Raw genomic sequence first — 17,658 nt, 5'->3', positions numbered from 1 at the left:
GCGGCCTATCGAGCGGCCGGCAAGGTCCGCTTGAGGAAATTCGCGATCAGCCGCACCACCTCGTGTGGACGTTCGACCTGCGGGATGTGGTTGACGCCATCGAGAACCGCCAGTTCGGCGTGCGCAAACAGCGAGGCAATCTCCTCACCCTGTTCGAGGGGCGTGGTCGTATCCTCTCGCCCCCAGATAACGAGAACGGGCGGCGTGAATGCGCGGTAGTTCGCCGGGTTGGCGGCAAGTGATTTTCGCTCGTCGTTGAAAAGGCCGCTGAACAGCCAATGGCCAACCGCATGGGTCGTGCCCTCAACGTTGAGTGGACGTGCGTAAACCGCGATGCGCTCAGGGGTCACCACGGCGTCGTTCCCGATGAAGGAGCGCAGACCCGGCCCGACCATGAGCGAATTGGTGAAGGTTGAGGCGGTCAGCAACTGGCGTGGCCAGGCCATGTTCAGGAAGGATGCGAACGGCAAAGCCGGCGTTTCGGTCCGGCCGAGGCCAAGTGCCACGTCGAGCAGGATCAGCGAGTCGATGCGAGCCGGGGCGGAGAACGCCGCTTCGATCACGCCACCGCCGCCATAGGAGTGGACACCGACGCTGAAATGACGAAGGCCGAGCGCATCGGCGAAACCGAGGACGCGTTTGGCGTGGGCGGCGCGCGAATAGTCCTGGTCGGCCGGCCTCTCGGAATAGCCAAAGGGAGGCATGTCGGGCGCGATGACGCGAAAGCCCTGTTCTCCCAATGGCGCGGCGATATCGCGGTATGTTTCGGCCCAGGAGGCCGTGCCGTGGAACAGGAGCAGCGGCGGCCCGTCCTGCGGACCCCAGGCCTGATAGTGCATCTTCAGGCCGTCGACCGTTACGAACAACGCTCCCGGCGGGGCTGCTTGCTCGGGCGACAGGTTTTCACGCAACGCCGCCGCACCGCGAAAGCCGACAAGCACGACGGCAACAAGCACGACCAGCGTGAGCGCGAGCCAGCCGACAATGCGGATCAACCGACGCATTGCGGGGCTATCGTCTCAATAGTCATAGACGTGTTCGAGCCTGGCGCCTGACTTGATCAGCGCCGGCAGCACGAGATGCAGCTTGCGCACGGCAACCGTCAGCCCGGTGCGGCGCGTCGACGGGTCGGCCGGGAGCGGATAGCTGAACAGGATGCGCATGCCTTCGGGGATGGCGATCGTATCGGTGGACAGCACGGTGACCATGATCTCGTCATTGCCGCCGATCTCGACGAAGGAGACGCCCTTGTCGATCAGGCGCGGGATCATTTCGGTGAACACCTGATAGCGCTTGGTGACGAAGATGGTGCCGTCGGTTCCCAGGTCGCGTTCCAGCAAGGTGTCGGGCTCGTTGCGCGTGGCTTCGCCGACAGGCCCCTTGGCCCAGACATGGACGTCGAGGAAGGCGGGGTCCATCGTAGCGGCGAGCGCCTTTTTGATCAGGTCCGCGTAGCCCTGCTTGATGGTGTCGGCGAGGCCGAAGGCGAGCTTGCGTTCGCTGGTGCGGACGGAACTGTCGCCCGGCGCCGGCTGCACGGCAAACAGGCCGGCGCGCTTTTCGGCATAGGGAAACTGATACCACGGCACCTGGTCGAGGAACGCGGCATAGTCGGCCGCCACCTTGGCCTGATAGATGTCGGCGGCGGTGCGCTTGCCAGATGTCGCCTCGGTGATGCGGCCGACCGTGTTCTCATAGGCCCACTGCAGGATATGCTCGATCGAGTGGCTGGTGCCGATGATGACCAGCATCTGGTGGTTGGCGTAGTTGAACTTGTAGGGAGAGCTGGCGCGGATCACCATGGCGTAGTCCTGCCAGAAGCGGCCGACATAGGACCAGTAGGGGAAGCCGCTCGGCTGGTCCTTGTCGACAAAGCCGGCATATTCGCGCGCGGCGTAGACGATCGCCCATTCCGGATAGGTCAGGAAGGTCGATTCCTCCGGCCGCTGGTAGCCGGGAATCTCGGCGCGGACCTTGTCGGCCAGCGCCTTGGGCGGGGCGCCGTCGGCAATGCCGGGCAACGGCGTCTTGTCGAGCGACGACGTCGTCAGGAAGCCGTAGCTCAGCCCGACGATCGGGATGAGAATGACGATGACGATCAGCCAGAGGATCGTCTTGATGATGCGCTTCAGCCAGCGGAACAGGAACATGCCCGATCAGGCCGTGGCGAAGTGGTCGTGTATGCGCTTGGCCAACCAGAAGCCGACATAGACGGCGAAGCCGCCAATGACGATGTGCGGCAGGTTGGCGAAGAAGCGAGCCGGGAATTCGATATCGTTGAGGGAGCGGAAGCCGTTGATGAAGATGCCGGCATCGAGGCAGCCGGAACCGGTGATCAGCCCGAGCACGCCGTCGAACAGGTAGACCGAACCGAACAGCTTGAAATAGAACACTGCCTGGCGGTGCGAGATGAAGGCGGCGGCCAGCGCCCAAACGCCGGAGAAGGCGTGCAGCAGGTCGTCATACCATTGCAGCGAGAACAGGCCGAACAGATTGCCGTCGGCATCGTTGAACGCCGGTATGTAGCCGATGGCGACGACACCGAAGAACAGGAAGGCATAGGCAACGGCAAGCTTCTGGATCAGCGTCATGAAGTATCCCCCTCCGAGTGACGCCGAACGTTAGCCGATTTTACCGCCGGTTGCAGCCCCAGCCGAAAACACCGTAAAAATGTGGGAAATAGGTCACAAACACAGTCGGCGCCGGGATTTCTCCCAGCGCCTCCCTGTCAGATCAGGACACGGTCGCGGCAGCAACTTCCGTAAAGTCGTCGCGCCTTGCCGGCCTTGATTTTGACGGTCCTGCCAGTCCGCCACCCGAAAGCAGCGTCCGTTCGGGACCACGCCGGTCTCCACCCTTGCGAGCTTTGCCCTGCGCACCATCGAAGGTTTTTGCCGTCCTTCATGGCAGCATCGGTCCGCCGTAGGCGTTGGCACGCTTTCCGCGGCCCCGTAGGTCTCGGCATCCATCCCTCGACCAGGCAAGCCTGCTCTCGATCCGGGCCGTACGGGCCTCAGGAAATCCGCCTTTCACTTCGCCTTTCGGCTGGGCGATCGGTAGCCGCCTGAGATGGGTTTAACGTACGCCGGGTAAGGGTCTTAGGGAATGGCCATGGGCCTGTGGATAACGGGATTATCGGGGATCAATCAGGGATAGCGGGATTTTCCTATCCCTCATGATGGGCGGCAGCGGCGGACATTCGGCCCTTGCCCTGCCGGCCGGTGCGGGCTTCAATGCCGGCAAAGGATTCGAGGTGCCAAGCGTTTCGATGTCCTTGCGGGAGGGTGTGCTTGAAAGTCGGGGTGGTTCTCAATCCGATTGCCGGCGGCGGCCGGCTCAAACGGCATTGGCCTGAGGTCGCCGCGTCGCTGAAGAAGCATTTCGGCGAATTCGAACTGCGCGAGACGCAGGCCGAAGGTGATGCCGAAAGGCTGGCAATCGATCTCGCGATGAGCGGCTTCGATCTGGTGATCGCGGCCGGCGGTGACGGCACCGCCAGCGAAGTGGCCGACGGGCTGCTGCAGGCAGCCCAGGAGAGTGGCCGGATCACTGAACTTGGCCTGTTGCCGTGCGGCACCGGCATCGATTTCGCGCGCGGGCTCGGCCTGCCGAAGGAGGTGGATGCGACACTGAAATGGATCGCCGAGGCCAAGGCCCGCAAGGTCGATGCCGGGCGCATCTGCTACATCGACGAGCATGGCGCGCTGGCCAGCCGGCACTTCATCAACATCGCCAGCCTCGGCCTGTCGGGCGCCACCGACCGCGCCGTCAACGCCGACAAGCGCAAGGGCAAGATGTCGGCCAAGGCGCTGTTCCTGTGGCGCACCGTGGTCGAGTTCATCCGCTACCGCTTCCAGGACGTCAGGATCACGGTCGACGATGGCGCCCCGGTGGAAGCGCGCATGGCGTTGGTGGCGGTGGCCAATGGAAAATTCTTCGGCGGCGGCATGATGATCGCGCCGGATGCCGAATTGACCGACGGGCAGTTCGACATCGTCATCCTGCGCGCCGCCGGCAAGCTGAAGCTGATCTGGGACATCCGCCTGCTCTATGGCGGCCGGCACCGCAATCATCCTGACATCACCATCCTGCGCGGCAGGAAAGTGGTGGTCGAACCGCTCGGCGACGTCGAGAAGAATGGCGCGCTGGTCGACATAGACGGCGAGTCGCCGGGACGCATACCCGCGACCTTCGAGATTCTGCCCGGCGCGCTGACGCTCAGATACTGAATCAAGTCATTAACGGATTGATTCAGATGGATCCACCAATCCATCCAACAACCTGAAATCGCTTGATATCCAGCTGGCGTCAGAGTTCGAGTTTGGCCGGAAAACCGGGCGCCCGCAGGTCGGTGCCGACCGCGTCTTCCAGCAATTTGACGATCTGGGTCGACCAGGCGGCGCCGCCATAGGCGGCCTTGCCTTGCTGAAAAATCGCGTTGACGCGCGATGCCAGGTCGAGCGGCACGCCTGACTGCTCGCCCATGGCGAGCGCGAAGCCGAGGTCCTTCAGCGCCAGATCCATGGTGAAGCCGATGTCGTAGGAGCCATTGAGAATGAGCTGGCTTTCGGTCTCGTGGACGAAGCTGTTGCCGGAGGAGGCAACGATGGCGTGGTAGGACTGAGCAAGGTCGAGCCCGCCCTGTTTGGCCAGCATCAGCGCCTCACCGGCGGCGACGAGATGGATGAAGGCGAGCATGTTGGTGATGACCTTGATCACCGCCGCCGAGCCGACCGGGCCCATCAGGAAGGAGCGTGCGCACATCGCTTCGATGGCCGGACGATGGCGCGCATAGAGCGCCGCATCGCCGCCGACCAGCGCGGTGATCTTTCCGGCCGCCGCCAGATGCACGCCACCAGTGACCGGGCATTCCAGTGTCTCGACGCCTTTCGCCGAGGCGAGGGCCGCCAGACGCATGATATCGTCGCGGCCATTGGTCGACATCTCGATCCAGGTGCCGCCCTGGGGCAAGCCCTCGAGCAATCCGCCGGGGCCGGCCAGCACCGCTTCGCTGACCTTCGGCGAGGGCAGGCAGGAGATGGCGTTACCGGCCCGTGCTGCGGCATCGGCAGGGCTACTCGTTGCAGTGGCGCCGAGCGCGACGAGGCGCTCGACGGCGGTGGGATCGCGGTCGAAGACGGTGACGGCAAAGCCGTTGCGGATCAGGCTGGCGGCAAGGTTGCCGCCGAGATGACCAAGGCCGATGAAGGCGTAGCTTTCGCTCACGGCATCAGCGGCGTCTGCATCATCTGCAGATGCAGGTCCTTGCCCGTATAGGGGTGAGCGTCGCAGACCGCTTCGTTGAGCTCGACGCCGAGGCCGGGCTCCTTCGAGGGGATGACATTGCCGTCCTGCCATTCGATCTTCTTCTTCAGCAGCGTGGCGTGGAAACCGTCCCACTGCTTCAGCGATTCCAGGATGAGGAAGTTGGGCAGCGTTACCGCCAGCTGGATGTTGGCGGCACCGACGATCGGCCCGCAATAGCAATGCGGTGCGATCTGGATGTGGTAGGCCTCGGCCATGGCAGCGATCTTCTTGGTTTCGAGAATGCCGCCGGAACGGCCGAGATCCGGCTGCAAAATGGTCGCGGCGCGGTTCTCGATGACGCGGGCGAACTCGAACTTGGTCGTCAGCCGCTCGCCGGTGGCGATCGGGATCGAGGTGCCACGGGCGACCTGCGCCATGACTTCGGGCATATCAGGCGGCACCGGCTCCTCGAACCACAAGGGATCATAGGGTTCGATGGCGCGCGCCATGCGCAGAGCGCCGGACGCGGTGAACTGGCCGTGTGTGCCGAACAGGATGTCGGCGCGGGTGCCGACCGCCTCGCGGATCGCCTTGATCATGCGGGTGGAGACATCGATGTCGACGAGGCGCGGCTGATGGCCGTCGAAGGCGGTATAGGGGCCGGCCGGGTCGAGCTTGACGGCATTGAAACCCTGTTCGACATATTCGAGCGCGCAGGCGGCGGCGAGATCGGGGTCGTTGTAGACGTTCTTGCCGTCAGGCGCGTCCTCGGAATGGACGCTGCCGGTGTGCGGGTAGAGATAGGTGTAGGAGCGCAGCGTCTCGTGCACCTGGCCGCCGAGCAGTTTGTAGACCGGCTTGTTGGCCTCCTTGCCGATGATGTCCCAGCAAGCCATTTCCAGCGCCGAGAAGCAGCCCATTCCGGACACATCGGGGCGCTGGGTGAAGCCGGACGAATAGGCGCGGCGGAAGAAGTTCTCGATGTCGTGCGGATCGCGGCCGACGAGATAGCGCTCGGCCATGTCCTCGACCATCTTCGCCGTGACATGGGCGGAGAAGGTGGCGTTGTAGGCCTCGCCATAGCCGACCACGCCGCCATCGGTGGTCAGCTTGACGAAGATGAAATACTTGCCGCCGATGCCGGGCGGCGGGTTGCCGACAACCCAGGTCTTGACGTCGGTGATCTTCATTTTTGGTCCTCCAGAACCAGTTCGGCGCCCTTCCAACCGGTCATGATCGAGGCGGCGTTGGTGTTGCCGGTGATGTTGTCGGGAAAGATCGAGGCATCGATGACGCGCAAACCTTCGAGGCCGTGTACCTTGAGGCGCGGATCGACGACGGCACGCGAGGGGTTGGGCCCCATGCGGCAGGTCGAGACCGGGTGATAGACGGTGCCGGAGCGTTTCCGGAAATCCTGGATCAGATCGGCGTCCGAAGTGATTGAAGGGCCAGGCAAAACCTCTTCCTCGATGATCTCGGCCATTGCGGGCATCGAGGCGATCTTGCGCACGAACTTCACCGCCGCCAGCATCTCCTCGACATCGGCATTGGTGGAGTAGGCGTTGGCGACAATTTTGGGATAGTCGCGCGGGTTGCTGGAGCGGATCATGATCTCGCCACGGCTCGATGGCCGGCAGTTGGACAGGCCGATGGAAAAGCCCGGCCACGGGTCCGGCGTTAGGATCGGGCGCTCGCCGCTCTTGGGAATGACGGTCGAGAAGGCCTGGAAATAAAGCTGCATGTTGGGCCGCGTCGCCGCAGGGTCGGTGCGAAAGAAGCCGCCGGCATTGTTCATCGACAGCGACAGCGGGCCGGAACGGGTCAGGATGTATTGCATGCCGACCAGCAGCTTGCCCCACCAGGGACGCAGCGTCTGGTTGAGCGTAGGCAGCCGGCCCTTGAAGGTGTAGTTGATGCCGACATGGTCCTGCAGATGCGCGCCGACATTTTCGTTGGCATGGAGGACGGGAATGCCCAGACCACCAAGCAGAGCGGAGGGGCCGATGCCGGACAGCTGCAGCAGTTGCGGCGAGTTGACCGAACCGCCCGACAGGATGACCTCGCGGCCGGCACGTGCCGTCTTGGTCTCGCCGTTCTGCAGATATTCGACGCCGACGGCGCGTTTGCCCTCGAACAGCACTCTGGTCGCCAGCGCATTCATCTCGACGCGGACGTTGGCGCGCTTCATTGCCGGGCGCAGGAAAGCGCGCGCCGCCGACATGCGGCGGCCGTTGCGAGTCGAGATCTGGTAGATGCCGACGCCTTCCTGGGCCGCACCATTGAAATCCGGATTGAGCGGCAGGCCGGCCTGCTGACCGGCGGCCAGATAGCGTTTGGTCAGCGGATGGACGGCCTCCGAACAGTCGGTGACATGCAGCGGGCCGCCCGTGCCGCGCCATGTGTCGGCGCCGGCCTGATTGTCCTCGAGCGCCTTGAAGGCGGGCAGCAGGTCGTCATAGCCCCAGCCGGGATTGCCGGCGGCGCGCCAAGCATCGAAATCCTCGCGTGCGCCCCTGATCCAGACCATGGCGTTGATCGAGCTCGAACCGCCGAGCAGCTTGCCGCGCGGCCAGTGGTCGGTATTGCCGGCGAGCCCAGGGTCCGGCTCGGCCTTGTAGTTCCAGTTCACCGCCGGATCGAAGAAGGTCTTGCCGTAGCCGAGCGGCATCTGCACGTAGAAGCGGCGGTCGGTGCCGCCGGCCTCCAGCACCAGCACCGAGAAGCGCCCCGAGGCGGAGAGCCTGTCGGCCAGGACCGAGCCGGCCGAGCCGGAGCCGACGATGATGAAATCATAGGTCTGCATGATTGAAATGGGCGGCTCCGGAAAACTGGCCGCAGCCTAGACGCGACGGGGTTGCCAAGTCGCTGTGCCTTCCGGCATCAGTTGTGAAAAAAGCGACCGTCGAACCGGTCGGGTTTGCGGGGATTCCCGACAATCGCGCTTGATATGCACCGGCTTGACGGCCTATGCGATGGCATCGGCCAATCTGCGGAAGGCAGGAAATCACATGCGGACCCTTCCTGACGCGTTCATCCCCGAACTGCCGGGCCACTACAGCGGCAAAGTCCGCGAAAACTACGACCTTGCGGATGGCAGGCGCATCATCATCGCCACCGACCGGCTCAGTGCCTTCGACACCATCCTGACCTCGATTCCCTACAAAGGAGAGATCCTCACCCAGACGGCGCGGTACTGGTTCGAGGAAACCGCCGATATTTGCCCGAACCATGTTCTCGAATACCCCGACCCGAACGTCGTCGTCGGCACAAGGCTCGACATCCTGCCGGTCGAGATCGTCGTGCGTGGCTATCTGGCGGGAACCACCAGCACCTCGATCCTGACGCGCTACAAGCGCGGTGACCGCGACATGTATGGGATCCGCTTGCCGGACGGCCTGCGCGACAATGAGAAGCTGGCGGAGCCGATCATCACGCCGACCAGCAAGGCCGCGCATGGCGGTCATGACGAACCGCTGTCCAAAGCCGAGATCCTCGAACAGGGCCTGCTTACGCCAGCGCAGTGGGAGACGGTATCGGACTATGCCTTGCGGCTGTTCGCCCGTGGCCAGCAGCGTGCCGCCGAACGTGGCCTGATCCTGGCCGACACGAAATACGAATTCGGCACCGACAAGAACGGGACCATCATTCTTGCCGACGAAATCCACACGCCCGACAGCAGCCGGTACTGGATCGCGGCAAGCTACGAACAGGCGCTCGCGGGCGGCACGCGGCCGGAGAGTTTCGACAAGGATTTCATCCGGTCGTGGGTGTCGGCCAGATGCGATCCTTACAAGGACCCGATTCCCGAGATACCCGACGAGATCGTCGAACAGGCGTCGCGGGTCTATGCGCAGGCCTATGAGGCAATCACCGGCAAGGAATTTTCTCCGGATCTTTCCGGGCGTACCGTTCTGGATCGCATCCGCTCGAACCTTGAGCGTTACTTTTAGACTAGCAGCCAAGTGAGCTTCGCTGGGTGATGCAGTCGGCAGAACGCGACATTATCCAGTCGCGCGCCTTGACCGCAGGAATCCGAAACTTCATCACTGTTTGGGACTATGCAGCGGGAGAGGAATGCATGAGCCGCTATTGGTCGGAGCTTGCCCGCGGTCTGTCGCCATACCTGCCCGGCGAACAGCCTAGGATTCCAGGCTTGGTGAAACTGAACACCAATGAAAGCCCCTTTGGGCCGTCTCCAATGGCGATCGAAGCCATCCGATTGGCTGCCTCCGACACGCTGCGCCTCTATCCGGATCCGCAATCCACGCGTCTCCGGGAGGTGCTGGCCGAATATCACGGTGTTGTGCCTGAGCAGGTCTTCGTCGGCAACGGTTCGGACGAGGTGCTCGCCCACGCCTTCGCGGCGTTGCTGAAGCAGTCCAAGCCCGTGCTTTTTCCGGACGTCACCTACAGCTTTTATCCCGTCTACTGCCGGCTGTTGGGCATCGATCACGAGGCGATCCCGCTCGACGGCAAGATGAACGTTCGCATCGCCGATTATCGCGATCGGGGCGGCTCCATCATCATCGCCAACCCGAACGCACCCACGGGGATCGCCCTGTCGCGCGCGGAGATCGAACGCCTTGTGAGCATGCGGGCCGATGTGCCTGTGGTCATCGATGAGGCTTATGTCGACTTCGGCGCTGAAAGCGCCACGCCCTTGATCCACGACTATTCCAATCTCCTGGTGGTCCAGACCCTGTCGAAATCCCGCGCGCTCGCCGGCCTTCGCGTTGGCTATGCGATCGGCGACCGGGCACTGATCGAAGCCCTGACGCGGGTCAAAGACAGCTTCAATTCCTACCCGCTCGGGCAGCCAGCGCAGGCGGGTGCCATTGCCGCAATCCAGGACGAGGCGGATTTCCAACAGAAACGATCAATCATCATCGAAAATCGGGACAATCTGACCGCCAGCCTGATCCAGCTTGGGTTCGATGTTCTGCCTTCCAGCGCCAATTTTGTCTTTGCCCGTCACCCAAGCCACACCGGCCAAGCCCTGTCAGCGGCACTGCGTGAGCGCGCCATTCTCGTCCGGCATTTTTCCGGACCGCGGGTGTCCGACTTCATCCGGATCACCGTCGGATCGAAGGCGGATCTGGACCGTCTGACGGACGCTCTGGCAGAGTTTCTTGAGACGCCGCCGCTAATGTAGGCCCGCTGTCAGGCAGATCGCAACGGCAGCGTTGCACACCCATGGCTGAACTGCACCGGCGACATTGTCCAGTGGCGCGTTGACCTGTCGGCGCCATGACGATACGGGATCGGGGGCAACCGGTCTCGAAGGATTTTCCCATGGTGCAGTACGCTGAAGGACGGCCGCTCGGCGATCTGACGCTGCGCACGCTGGCCATGCCTTCGGACGCCAATGCCGCCGGCGACATTTTCGGCGGCTGGGTGATGGCGCAGATGGACCTTGCCTGCGGCATACGTGCCGCCGAGCGCGCCAAGGGTCGCGTGGTGACGGCTGCCGTGAAAGAGATGTCTTTCGCCAAGGCGATGAAGATCGGCGACACGCTGTGCATCTACACCCATGTCGAGCGTGTCGGCCGCACCTCGATGACGCTCAAGGTCGAAGCCTGGGCGCAGCGCTACCTCTCCGACCTGATGGAAAAGGTCACGCATGCCGATTTCGTCATGGTGGCGCTGGATGGCGACGGCAAGCCAAAGGCCGTTCCAGCGGAGAGTTGACGAAAGCCCGTTTCTCCTATCCAGGGCAATTGTAACAGTGCCTGTGCGAGAGACGCGTTTCGCGACATCCAATGGTTGCCTCCATGCCCGATTGTGCGGGCGTCGGAGGGGAGACAATGCGTCAACATATGCTGAACGGCTGGCTCGTGGCAGCCTTGGTCGCGACGACCTGCCTGCTCGGCGTGACCGCTTATGCCGAGGTGCAGGCAGACATCTCGCGCATTGCCTGCACGCATGACCACAAGGACCTCGGCGAGCGGGCTGCGCGGTGTGATATCTGTGCCGCGGTTCGATGCGACGACCTCACGTCAGGAGCCTGAGCGGCAGCCGTCAGAAGATGGGCACGAGGGCAATCCGCCTGTGAGCACAGCGCGTCCCAGCGGGCAACGACTCGAGCGACCGAAATGGAATCCCGGATCAGGTGAAGCCGTCGTCACCCACGGATGGCATCCCTTGCAACGCAAGGGTTTCAGGCATGCATGCCGTCGAATTTTTCGCGCGCCGCCTTGACGCGGGTGGTGTTCTTGCGCGCCCATTCGCCCAGCGCGCTGACCGGGACCAGCAGTTCGTGACCGAGCTCGGTCAGCTCATAGTCGACACGCGGCGGAATGGTCGGGAACACGGTGCGGGTGACGAAGCCGTCGCGCTCCAGCCCGCGCAAGGTGGTGGTCAGCATCTTCTGTGAAATGCCGCCGACGGCTGCACGCAATTCGTTGAAGCGCAGCGGTCCGTCGCCCAGCTTGCCGACGACCAGAACGGTCCATTTGTCGCCGACGCGCTGCAGGATTTCCGAGATGGCGCGGCAGTCTTCGGTGCGGTGGGGGTGCCTCGGTAACAAAAAAGTGCCTTCTTGTGCATTGCGTTTGCAGTATCTCATATAGCGCAGGTATCCAAATGATACCAGTACTTCCTGCAAGGAGAGCCCCCTTATGTCCAAACCCAAAATTGCCATCGTCGTCGGATCGACGCGCGCCGCGCGTTTCGCCGACGTGCCAACCCAGTGGATCGCCAAGATCGCCAAGTCGCATGCCGACATCAACGTCGAAGTCGTCGACCTGCGCGACTTCCCGCTGCCGTTCTTCGACGAGGTCGCATCCTCCGCCTGGGTGCCGTCGACGAATGAAGTGGCACAGCGCTGGCAGAAGAAGGTCGCCGAATTCGACGGCTTCATCTTCACCGCCGCGGAATACAATCATGGTCCGACGGCCGTGCTGAAGAACGCCATCGACTACGCCGCCAATGAGTGGAACAAGAAGCCCGCCGGCTTCGTCGGCTATGGCAGCGTCGGTGGCGCGCGCGCCGTCGAACAGCTCCGCCTTCATGCCGTCGAGTTGCAGATGGCGCCGGTCAAGTCGGCTGTCCATATCGCCTGGGGCGATTTCCTCGCCGTCCGTCAGGGCGAGAAGAAGCTGGAAGATCTCGAGCATCTGAACCAGGCCGCCACGGCGCTGGTCAACGATGTTGCGTGGTGGGCCAAGGTGCTCAAGGCAGCGCGTCAGGCCGACGCCGTCGCCGAGGAAGTCAAGGCGGCCTGATCGCCGGTTCGAATTATCCTCCCAAGGATCCGGGGCGGCGCTTGCGCCGCCCTTTTTCAATTATAGCGGCTCAAATCGAAAGCTGGCGTCGGATCGGACGACGCGGCCAATGCCGGGCGAATCCAGATGCGCGCCGGCAACGAAATAATGATCGTCGGCTGCAAGCGCCAGCAGCCGCAACCGGCTTTCGCGCGCTTGGTCCTGATCCGCATCGAATTCCCACGTCACCTCAGGTCGATCGAACTGAAGCGATGGGACGTGAACGGTGTCGCCCCAAATCAAAATTCGTTCGCCGCCGCTCGAAACACGAAAGCAGCTGTGTCCCACTTCATGGCCATGGGCGTCGACAATGTCGACATGTGTCCCGATACGGTCTCCGGCTTCGAATGGTTCCGCCATGCCGTGAAATCGTTCAAGCCGGGCTTCGGCGCGAAAAAGGCCGAGTTCTTCCCTGGGAACGAGCAAGCGCGCCAGGCGCGGGAAAGCGTCCCGGCTGTCGGCAAGCACAAGACCATGGATGTGGTCGAGATGCGTATGGGTGAGGCAGACGGCGCGGACTCGTCCGACATCGATGCCAGCTTCGTCCAGCGCCTCGGGAAGTCGGCCCATAGTGGGATGCCAGGCATTCGAGGCGCCAGTATCGATTAAGATGATCTCATTTCCATCGTCAATCGCGAAGGCATTGACGGAAAGCCTGAGTTGACCACCAACCAACGGGACTTGTTCCGGCAATTCATCGCCAAATGGCTTGTTGCCGCGTTGCCGAAGCCGTCCGATCGGCATGTCGACATAGCCATCGCGCAAGGAGGTGATGCGCAAGTCACCAAGATTGTAGGTCGAATGAAGGTCGCCCGAAGCTATGCGGTGCATTTTTTCCGATCCGTTCTGTAGACAATCGAGAATTTGAGATGGGCAGCCCGCGTCGGCAACCCGCCCCGTCAATTCGATTTATGCCATTTGTGCGTGCGTCGCCTGTCTCGGCCGAATGATGCAGTCGACGAGGCGATCCGCCTCGTTGAGCTCATCGGCGTGGTGCTGGCCCCATTGGCAGAGCGCCAGCAGGATCGGCTCGAGGCTGAGGCCGAGGCGCGTCGCCGAGTATTCGACGCGCGAGGGCACTTCGGCAAAGATCTCGCGGCTGACGAGGCCGTGCTCTTCCATCTCCCGAAGCTGCTGGATCAGCACTTTCTGGGTGATGCCCGGCATCAGCGCCTTGAGCGCCGACAGCCGCCGGGGGCCGTCGAAGAGATGGTAGAGGATAACCGCCTTCCAGCGCCCCGAGATCACTTTCAGCGCCCGTTCCGCCGGCAGCATCGGCAGTCTCTTGATGGGCATTTTCTTGGGATCGGGCATGGTCACCTCCTGGTCAGCAGGGGACAAATGAGTGTGTAGTCGAGGCTCCGCAGATAGTGGCAAACCACGGCCGATGCCAGTGGATCGGAGTTTGCCATGAAAGCCATTCAACTTAGCCGTTTCGGCGGTCCCGACCTGCTGGAGGTGATCGAGTTGCCGGCACCGGTGCCGCAGACCGGCGAGGTGCTGATCCGCGTCCATGCCGCAGGCATCAACTTCTTCGAAGTTCTGATGCGGGCGGACCGCTACGCGGTGACGCCACAACTTCCCATGATCCCGGGCGTCGAGGCGGCGGGCGTCGTAGAGGCAGTTGGGCAAGGGGTCGATGCTGCGTTGCTGGGAACTCGGGTCGCGGCGCCGCTGTTCATGTCGCAGCGTCCTCACAGCGGCTATGCGGAGCAGGTGACGATGTCAGCCGACCTCGCCGTGCCGCTGCCGGATGCGCTTTCGTTCGAGGATGCGACGGCGTTGATGGTGCAGGGGCTGACGGCCTTTCATCTGCTTCGGCAAAGCCCGCCGCGAGCCAAGTCAGTGCTGGTGCCGGCCGCCTCGGGCGGCGTGGGAACGTTGCTTGTCCAGCTGGCCAGGCTGAAGGGTGCACGCCAGGTGATCGCGGCCGCCGGCGGCAAGGCCAAGCTCGATCTCGCTTTGTCGCTCGGCGCTGATGCCGCGGTCGACTATATCAAGCCGGATTGGCCCGCCCGCGTCCGCGACATTACAGGCGGGGAGGGCGTCGACATCATCTACGATACGGTCGGCGGCGCACTGACGGCTGCGTCGCTGCAGGTTCTGGCGCCTGGCGGCGAACTGGTGTTCGCGGCACTTGGCCGCTATGCGCTCGCGGCTTCCGATCTGGAGGCGATGATCGGCCGCAACCAGTCGCTCAGGGGGTTCGCCTTGCTGCCGTTGTTGTCCGGGGACGTGCTGAGAGCCAGCCTGTTCGAGCTGTTCCAGTTGGCGGCAAGCGGCCGGCTGCAGGTTACGATCGGCGGCCGCTTTCCACTCAACCAGGCCGGCGAAGCGCACCGGCTGCAGGAGGAGCGGCGCTCGACCGGCAAGGTGGTGCTGGTGCCTTAGCGTCGCGGCGGACACGACGCCAATCGGGATTGGACCTCTACATCGATGGTCCTGCCATCTGGTCCTGCCCCTTGCTCTGGGATATCCGGCTGCAATCCGTCACATGAGTGAAGCCGTGAAGACATCCAGCCTGACCGGCGCCGTTTCCCCGATGATACCCGTGCTCGTATGTGCGCTCGGGATCTTCCTGCTGTCGGGGATGGATGCGGCGATGAAGACCCTGGTTATTGCGGTCGGCGTCTACAACACGGTGCTGTGGCGTAGCATGGTCGCGACTGTGGTCGCGGGCGCGGCCTGGTCGGCAGGGCCGCGCTCAAAGCCGACCCTTCCGGTGCTGAGGCTGCATGCGCTGCGGGCCGCAATTGTCGGCATCGTTCTGATATCCTTCTTTTGGGGCCTTGCCAGGCTGCCGCTGGCGGAGGCGATCGGGCTCAGCTTCGTCGCGCCCCTGTTTGCGCTTTTCCTCGCCGCGCTGCTGCTGGGCGAACGGATCCGGCGGCAGGCCGTCTGGGCATCGCTGGCCGGTATCGCCGGCGTCGCGATCATCATGGCCGGCCAGTTCGGGCAGGCAAGCTATTCGCAAGATGCCATGCTCGGCACGGCAGCGGTGCTCGTATCGACGGTGTTCTACGGTTACAATCTGATCCTCGCCCGGCAACAGGCGCAGTTGGCCAAACCGGTCGAGATCATGTTGTTCCAGAACCTTTGCGTTGCAATCATCCTCGGTGTCGCAGCGCCTTGGCTTGCCGTCGCCCTACCGACCGATCTTTGGCTTCCCTTGGCCGGGGTGACGGTGCTGTCGCTTGCCGGCCAATTCCTGATGAGCTGGGCCTACGCCCGCGCCGAAGCGCAATATTTGATCCCGACCGAATACTCGGCCTTCATCTGGGCGGTCGCGCTCGGCTGGTTCTTCTTCGGCGAGGAGGCGACCTGGACCACGCTGACCGGAGCATGCCTGATCGTCGCCGGCTGCCTGATCGCCGCGCGGGCAAATCCCAGGCTTGCCGAGCCAATCGAGGCGGCGGTTTGAGGGAGCAAGTCATCCTGTCTTGGAGTCCCGTCGGCGCCATGTGATGCCCGGGTCGCGCCCGCGCGTCAGTCCGGAAGACCGGCCTTGCGAAAACCATCGACGAAATGCTCAAGCATAGCTGCGTCGCGGAATGGCTCGGTCGTCGCCCAGTGATGGGTTGTGAAATGCGGGTTGCCGACGAGGAACAGTTCGACCTCCGCGCGCGCCTCGTCGAGCCGGCCGAGTTGCGCCAGGCTTGCCGCCAGGAAACGGCGTGAGCTTGTGCGATAGGTCTCGTCCCTGCGCAGTGTCTCGATAGCGGCTTCGTAGTCGCGCGCCGCATATTGCGCCTGGCCGAGCGTCAGATAGTACCAGCTTGCCGGAAACGGGTTCAGCCGGAACGCCTTGCTGATATGCTCGAGGCCCTCTTCGATCCGCCCGGCCAGGACCGCGATGTCGGACAATGCCGCCCAGGTGTCGGCCTCGTTCGGGTCGAGCTCGATCGCCTTGGCGAATTCGGCATCCGCCTCGGCGAAGCTGCGCTCATAGGCAAGCAGGTAAGCCAGGATCCAGCGACAGCCGGCATCGTTGGGATCGATCGCCACGGCCTTGCGGGCCAGCTCCAAGGCAACGCTGCGGGCAACTTCAGTTGGTCCGCCCCAATGCACCCGTCCCATCCAGTGGTTCATGGCAAGCCAGCGATAGGGCTCGGCGTAATCCGGATCGAGCGACACCGCGCGCGTGAGCATCAGATGCGCTTCCTGCGCCATCTGCGGTGAGTCGTCGATCAGCTTGCGCGCCCGCACGCAGAGGTCGTAGGCCTCGAGATTGTTGGGCCGATTGCGCGGCGGCGGCGCGCGCAGCCGGCCGAGCAACGCCTCCACGATCTTGGCCGTCACCTCGTCCTGAACGGCAAAGATATCCTCGAGGCCGCGATCGAAGCGTTCCGCCCACAGATGATCGCCACTCACCGCGTCGACCAGCTGAGCGTTGATGCGCACGCGCCCCGCGGCGCGTCTTGCGCTGCCTTCCAGCAGGTAGCGCACGCCAAGATCCTCAGCAATCTCGCGCACGTCCGTCGCCTTTCCCTTGTAGGCAAAGGCCGAGTTGCGCGCGATGACGAACAGGCCGGAGATCCTGGACAGGTCGGTGATCAGGTCTTCGGTCAAGCCATCGGCGAAGGAGTCCTGTTCGGGATCGTTGCTGACATTGACGAAGGGCAGCACGGCTATCGATGGTTTGCCGGGCAGCGGCAAGGGCTTTCGCTTGGCGCCAGCGAGCTGTTCGACGGTGCCTGCGAAGCGGTAGCCGACGCGCGGAACGGTGGATATCCATTCACCGCCGTCAGCGGCCGGGCCAAGCAGCTTGCGCAGCTGTGCGATCTGGACGGTGAGGTTGCCCTCCTCGACTGCCGTGCCCGGCCACGCCGCGTCCATCAACTCGGCTTTGCCCAGGATTTCGCCGGGCCGTCCGACGAGCGCCGCGAGCAGACTTAGCCCGCGGTAGCCAACGGCAACGGGCACATCGTTCCGAAGCAGCGTTCCCGCACCCGGATCAAGCACGAACGGACCAAAGGCAAAGCGCGATCCCTGCATAGGGCGCATCTATAGAGCAATTCCAGGAAAAGTGTGAAACGGTTTTCCCGGGAAAAGCGCGTCGCGCTTTCCCTTGGGAGTTGCGTCAAAACAAAGAGTTAGAGCAGTTTGCCGGTTCCGTTAACCGGAAAACTGCTCTACCCGGTTTGGAAGT

Annotated in this window: 18 protein-coding genes; 8 read left to right on the top strand and 10 right to left on the bottom strand. The window is 63.3% G+C overall.

The genetic code is table 11. The features are described from left to right. Positions 1-5: 5 nt before the first annotated feature. From ACFOJ9_RS24285 to ACFOJ9_RS24275, 3 genes are read right to left on the bottom strand one after another with little or no spacing between them, the layout of a single operon-like run. Complete coding sequence (locus ACFOJ9_RS24285) at positions 6-1,004, bottom strand: alpha/beta fold hydrolase (RefSeq protein ID WP_378982059.1); 999 nt, start codon at positions 1,002-1,004, stop codon at positions 6-8. A 15-nt stretch (positions 1,005-1,019) separates the two neighbouring features. Next, positions 1,020-2,150, bottom strand: a complete 1,131-nt coding sequence (locus tag ACFOJ9_RS24280) for a hypothetical protein (protein ID WP_378982057.1) — start codon at positions 2,148-2,150, stop codon at positions 1,020-1,022. Between the two features lie 6 nt (positions 2,151-2,156). After that, the gene (locus ACFOJ9_RS24275; RefSeq protein WP_378982055.1) at positions 2,157-2,591 is read right to left on the bottom strand and encodes a DUF4383 domain-containing protein; all 435 of its coding nucleotides are present in this window, start codon (positions 2,589-2,591) and stop codon (positions 2,157-2,159) included. 699 nt (positions 2,592-3,290) lie between these two features. Between ACFOJ9_RS24275 and ACFOJ9_RS24270 the strand changes: the two genes are divergently transcribed. Continuing rightward, positions 3,291-4,229, top strand: coding sequence for a diacylglycerol/lipid kinase family protein (locus ACFOJ9_RS24270; protein ID WP_378982053.1), 939 nt, complete (start codon positions 3,291-3,293; stop codon positions 4,227-4,229). Between the two features lie 79 nt (positions 4,230-4,308). On the opposite strand, the gene ACFOJ9_RS24265 is transcribed toward ACFOJ9_RS24270, so the two are convergent. Genes ACFOJ9_RS24265 through ACFOJ9_RS24255 form a run of 3 tightly spaced genes read right to left on the bottom strand, consistent with a single transcriptional unit; the run spans position 4,309 to position 8,050 of the window. Further along, the gene (locus ACFOJ9_RS24265; RefSeq protein WP_378982051.1) at positions 4,309-5,226 is read right to left on the bottom strand and encodes an NAD(P)-dependent oxidoreductase; all 918 of its coding nucleotides are present in this window, start codon (positions 5,224-5,226) and stop codon (positions 4,309-4,311) included. Beyond that, positions 5,223-6,437, bottom strand: a complete 1,215-nt coding sequence (locus ACFOJ9_RS24260; protein WP_057143496.1) for a mandelate racemase/muconate lactonizing enzyme family protein — start codon at positions 6,435-6,437, stop codon at positions 5,223-5,225. Before ACFOJ9_RS24260 ends, ACFOJ9_RS24265 begins: the two co-directional genes overlap by 4 nt. Beyond that, positions 6,434-8,050, bottom strand: coding sequence for a GMC family oxidoreductase (locus ACFOJ9_RS24255; protein ID WP_378982049.1), 1,617 nt, complete (start codon positions 8,048-8,050; stop codon positions 6,434-6,436). Before ACFOJ9_RS24255 ends, ACFOJ9_RS24260 begins: the two co-directional genes overlap by 4 nt. Before the next feature lie 205 nt (positions 8,051-8,255). On the opposite strand from ACFOJ9_RS24255, the gene ACFOJ9_RS24250 reads away from it, so the two are divergent. The 4 genes from ACFOJ9_RS24250 to ACFOJ9_RS24235 all read left to right on the top strand — a co-directional run bounded on the left by ACFOJ9_RS24250 (position 8,256) and on the right by ACFOJ9_RS24235 (position 11,255). Continuing rightward, positions 8,256-9,197, top strand: a complete 942-nt coding sequence (locus ACFOJ9_RS24250; protein ID WP_378982047.1) for a phosphoribosylaminoimidazolesuccinocarboxamide synthase — start codon at positions 8,256-8,258, stop codon at positions 9,195-9,197. A gap of 128 nt (positions 9,198-9,325) precedes the next feature. Further along, positions 9,326-10,399, top strand: coding sequence for a histidinol-phosphate transaminase (gene hisC, locus ACFOJ9_RS24245; RefSeq protein ID WP_378982045.1), 1,074 nt, complete (start codon positions 9,326-9,328; stop codon positions 10,397-10,399). Between the two features lie 140 nt (positions 10,400-10,539). Beyond that, entirely contained in the window at positions 10,540-10,935 is a 396-nt protein-coding gene (locus ACFOJ9_RS24240; RefSeq protein ID WP_378982043.1) for an acyl-CoA thioesterase, read from the top strand. A gap of 116 nt (positions 10,936-11,051) precedes the next feature. Further along, entirely contained in the window at positions 11,052-11,255 is a 204-nt protein-coding gene (locus tag ACFOJ9_RS24235; protein ID WP_378982041.1) for a hypothetical protein, read from the top strand. A 149-nt stretch (positions 11,256-11,404) separates the two neighbouring features. Here ACFOJ9_RS24235 and ACFOJ9_RS24230 read toward each other — a convergent pair whose 3' ends face one another. Beyond that, positions 11,405-11,773 carry a winged helix-turn-helix transcriptional regulator gene (locus ACFOJ9_RS24230; protein ID WP_378982039.1) on the bottom strand — a complete coding sequence of 123 codons (369 nt, stop codon included), beginning with the start codon at positions 11,771-11,773 and terminating at the stop codon, positions 11,405-11,407. A 91-nt stretch (positions 11,774-11,864) separates the two neighbouring features. Between ACFOJ9_RS24230 and ACFOJ9_RS24225 the strand changes: the two genes are divergently transcribed. Next, on the top strand, positions 11,865-12,470 hold the full coding sequence (locus ACFOJ9_RS24225) for an NADPH-dependent FMN reductase (RefSeq protein ID WP_378982037.1): 606 nt from the start codon (positions 11,865-11,867) through the stop codon (positions 12,468-12,470). A 60-nt stretch (positions 12,471-12,530) separates the two neighbouring features. Here ACFOJ9_RS24225 and ACFOJ9_RS24220 read toward each other — a convergent pair whose 3' ends face one another. Together ACFOJ9_RS24220 and ACFOJ9_RS24215 are read right to left on the bottom strand one after the other, a co-directional pair. Further along, complete coding sequence (locus tag ACFOJ9_RS24220; RefSeq protein ID WP_378988023.1) at positions 12,531-13,253, bottom strand: MBL fold metallo-hydrolase; 723 nt, start codon at positions 13,251-13,253, stop codon at positions 12,531-12,533. A 165-nt stretch (positions 13,254-13,418) separates the two neighbouring features. Next, complete coding sequence (locus ACFOJ9_RS24215; RefSeq protein WP_378982035.1) at positions 13,419-13,823, bottom strand: winged helix-turn-helix transcriptional regulator; 405 nt, start codon at positions 13,821-13,823, stop codon at positions 13,419-13,421. Between the two features lie 96 nt (positions 13,824-13,919). On the opposite strand from ACFOJ9_RS24215, the gene ACFOJ9_RS24210 reads away from it, so the two are divergent. Both ACFOJ9_RS24210 and ACFOJ9_RS24205 read left to right on the top strand, forming a co-directional pair. Next, positions 13,920-14,900 (top strand): quinone oxidoreductase family protein, encoded by a 981-nt coding sequence (locus tag ACFOJ9_RS24210; RefSeq protein ID WP_378982033.1) that lies wholly within the window; start codon positions 13,920-13,922, stop codon positions 14,898-14,900. A gap of 103 nt (positions 14,901-15,003) precedes the next feature. Next, positions 15,004-15,930, top strand: a complete 927-nt coding sequence (locus tag ACFOJ9_RS24205) for a DMT family transporter (protein ID WP_378982031.1) — start codon at positions 15,004-15,006, stop codon at positions 15,928-15,930. A 65-nt stretch (positions 15,931-15,995) separates the two neighbouring features. Here ACFOJ9_RS24205 and ACFOJ9_RS24200 read toward each other — a convergent pair whose 3' ends face one another. Further along, on the bottom strand, positions 15,996-17,513 hold the full coding sequence (locus ACFOJ9_RS24200; RefSeq protein WP_378982029.1) for a winged helix-turn-helix domain-containing tetratricopeptide repeat protein: 1,518 nt from the start codon (positions 17,511-17,513) through the stop codon (positions 15,996-15,998). Between the last annotated feature and the right edge of the window lie 145 nt (positions 17,514-17,658).

Origin of the sequence: Mesorhizobium cantuariense (genome assembly GCF_042647205.1) — a bacterium.
Classification (GTDB): Bacteria; Pseudomonadota; Alphaproteobacteria; order Rhizobiales; family Rhizobiaceae; genus Mesorhizobium; species Mesorhizobium cantuariense.
The sequence above is the reverse complement of the archived record's forward strand: the minus strand, read 5'-3'. Positions and strand labels throughout refer to the sequence as shown.

Coding starts and splice junctions, on each gene's coding strand:
- ACFOJ9_RS24285 (WP_378982059.1), bottom strand. CDS start 1,004: ATGCGTCGGTTGATCCGCATTGTCGGCTGGCTCGCGCTCACGCTGGTC.
- ACFOJ9_RS24280 (WP_378982057.1), bottom strand. CDS start 2,150: ATGTTCCTGTTCCGCTGGCTGAAGCGCATCATCAAGACGATCCTCTGG.
- ACFOJ9_RS24275 (WP_378982055.1), bottom strand. CDS start 2,591: ATGACGCTGATCCAGAAGCTTGCCGTTGCCTATGCCTTCCTGTTCTTC.
- ACFOJ9_RS24260 (WP_057143496.1), bottom strand. CDS start 6,437: ATGAAGATCACCGACGTCAAGACCTGGGTTGTCGGCAACCCGCCGCCC.
- ACFOJ9_RS24255 (WP_378982049.1), bottom strand. CDS start 8,050: ATGCAGACCTATGATTTCATCATCGTCGGCTCCGGCTCGGCCGGCTCG.
- ACFOJ9_RS24250 (WP_378982047.1), top strand. CDS start 8,256: ATGCGGACCCTTCCTGACGCGTTCATCCCCGAACTGCCGGGCCACTAC.
- hisC (WP_378982045.1), top strand. CDS start 9,326: ATGAGCCGCTATTGGTCGGAGCTTGCCCGCGGTCTGTCGCCATACCTG.
- ACFOJ9_RS24240 (WP_378982043.1), top strand. CDS start 10,540: ATGGTGCAGTACGCTGAAGGACGGCCGCTCGGCGATCTGACGCTGCGC.
- ACFOJ9_RS24235 (WP_378982041.1), top strand. CDS start 11,052: ATGCGTCAACATATGCTGAACGGCTGGCTCGTGGCAGCCTTGGTCGCG.
- ACFOJ9_RS24225 (WP_378982037.1), top strand. CDS start 11,865: ATGTCCAAACCCAAAATTGCCATCGTCGTCGGATCGACGCGCGCCGCG.
- ACFOJ9_RS24220 (WP_378988023.1), bottom strand. CDS start 13,253: ATGCCGATCGGACGGCTTCGGCAACGCGGCAACAAGCCATTTGGCGAT.
- ACFOJ9_RS24215 (WP_378982035.1), bottom strand. CDS start 13,823: ATGCCCGATCCCAAGAAAATGCCCATCAAGAGACTGCCGATGCTGCCG.
- ACFOJ9_RS24210 (WP_378982033.1), top strand. CDS start 13,920: ATGAAAGCCATTCAACTTAGCCGTTTCGGCGGTCCCGACCTGCTGGAG.
- ACFOJ9_RS24205 (WP_378982031.1), top strand. CDS start 15,004: ATGAGTGAAGCCGTGAAGACATCCAGCCTGACCGGCGCCGTTTCCCCG.
- ACFOJ9_RS24200 (WP_378982029.1), bottom strand. CDS start 17,513: ATGCGCCCTATGCAGGGATCGCGCTTTGCCTTTGGTCCGTTCGTGCTT.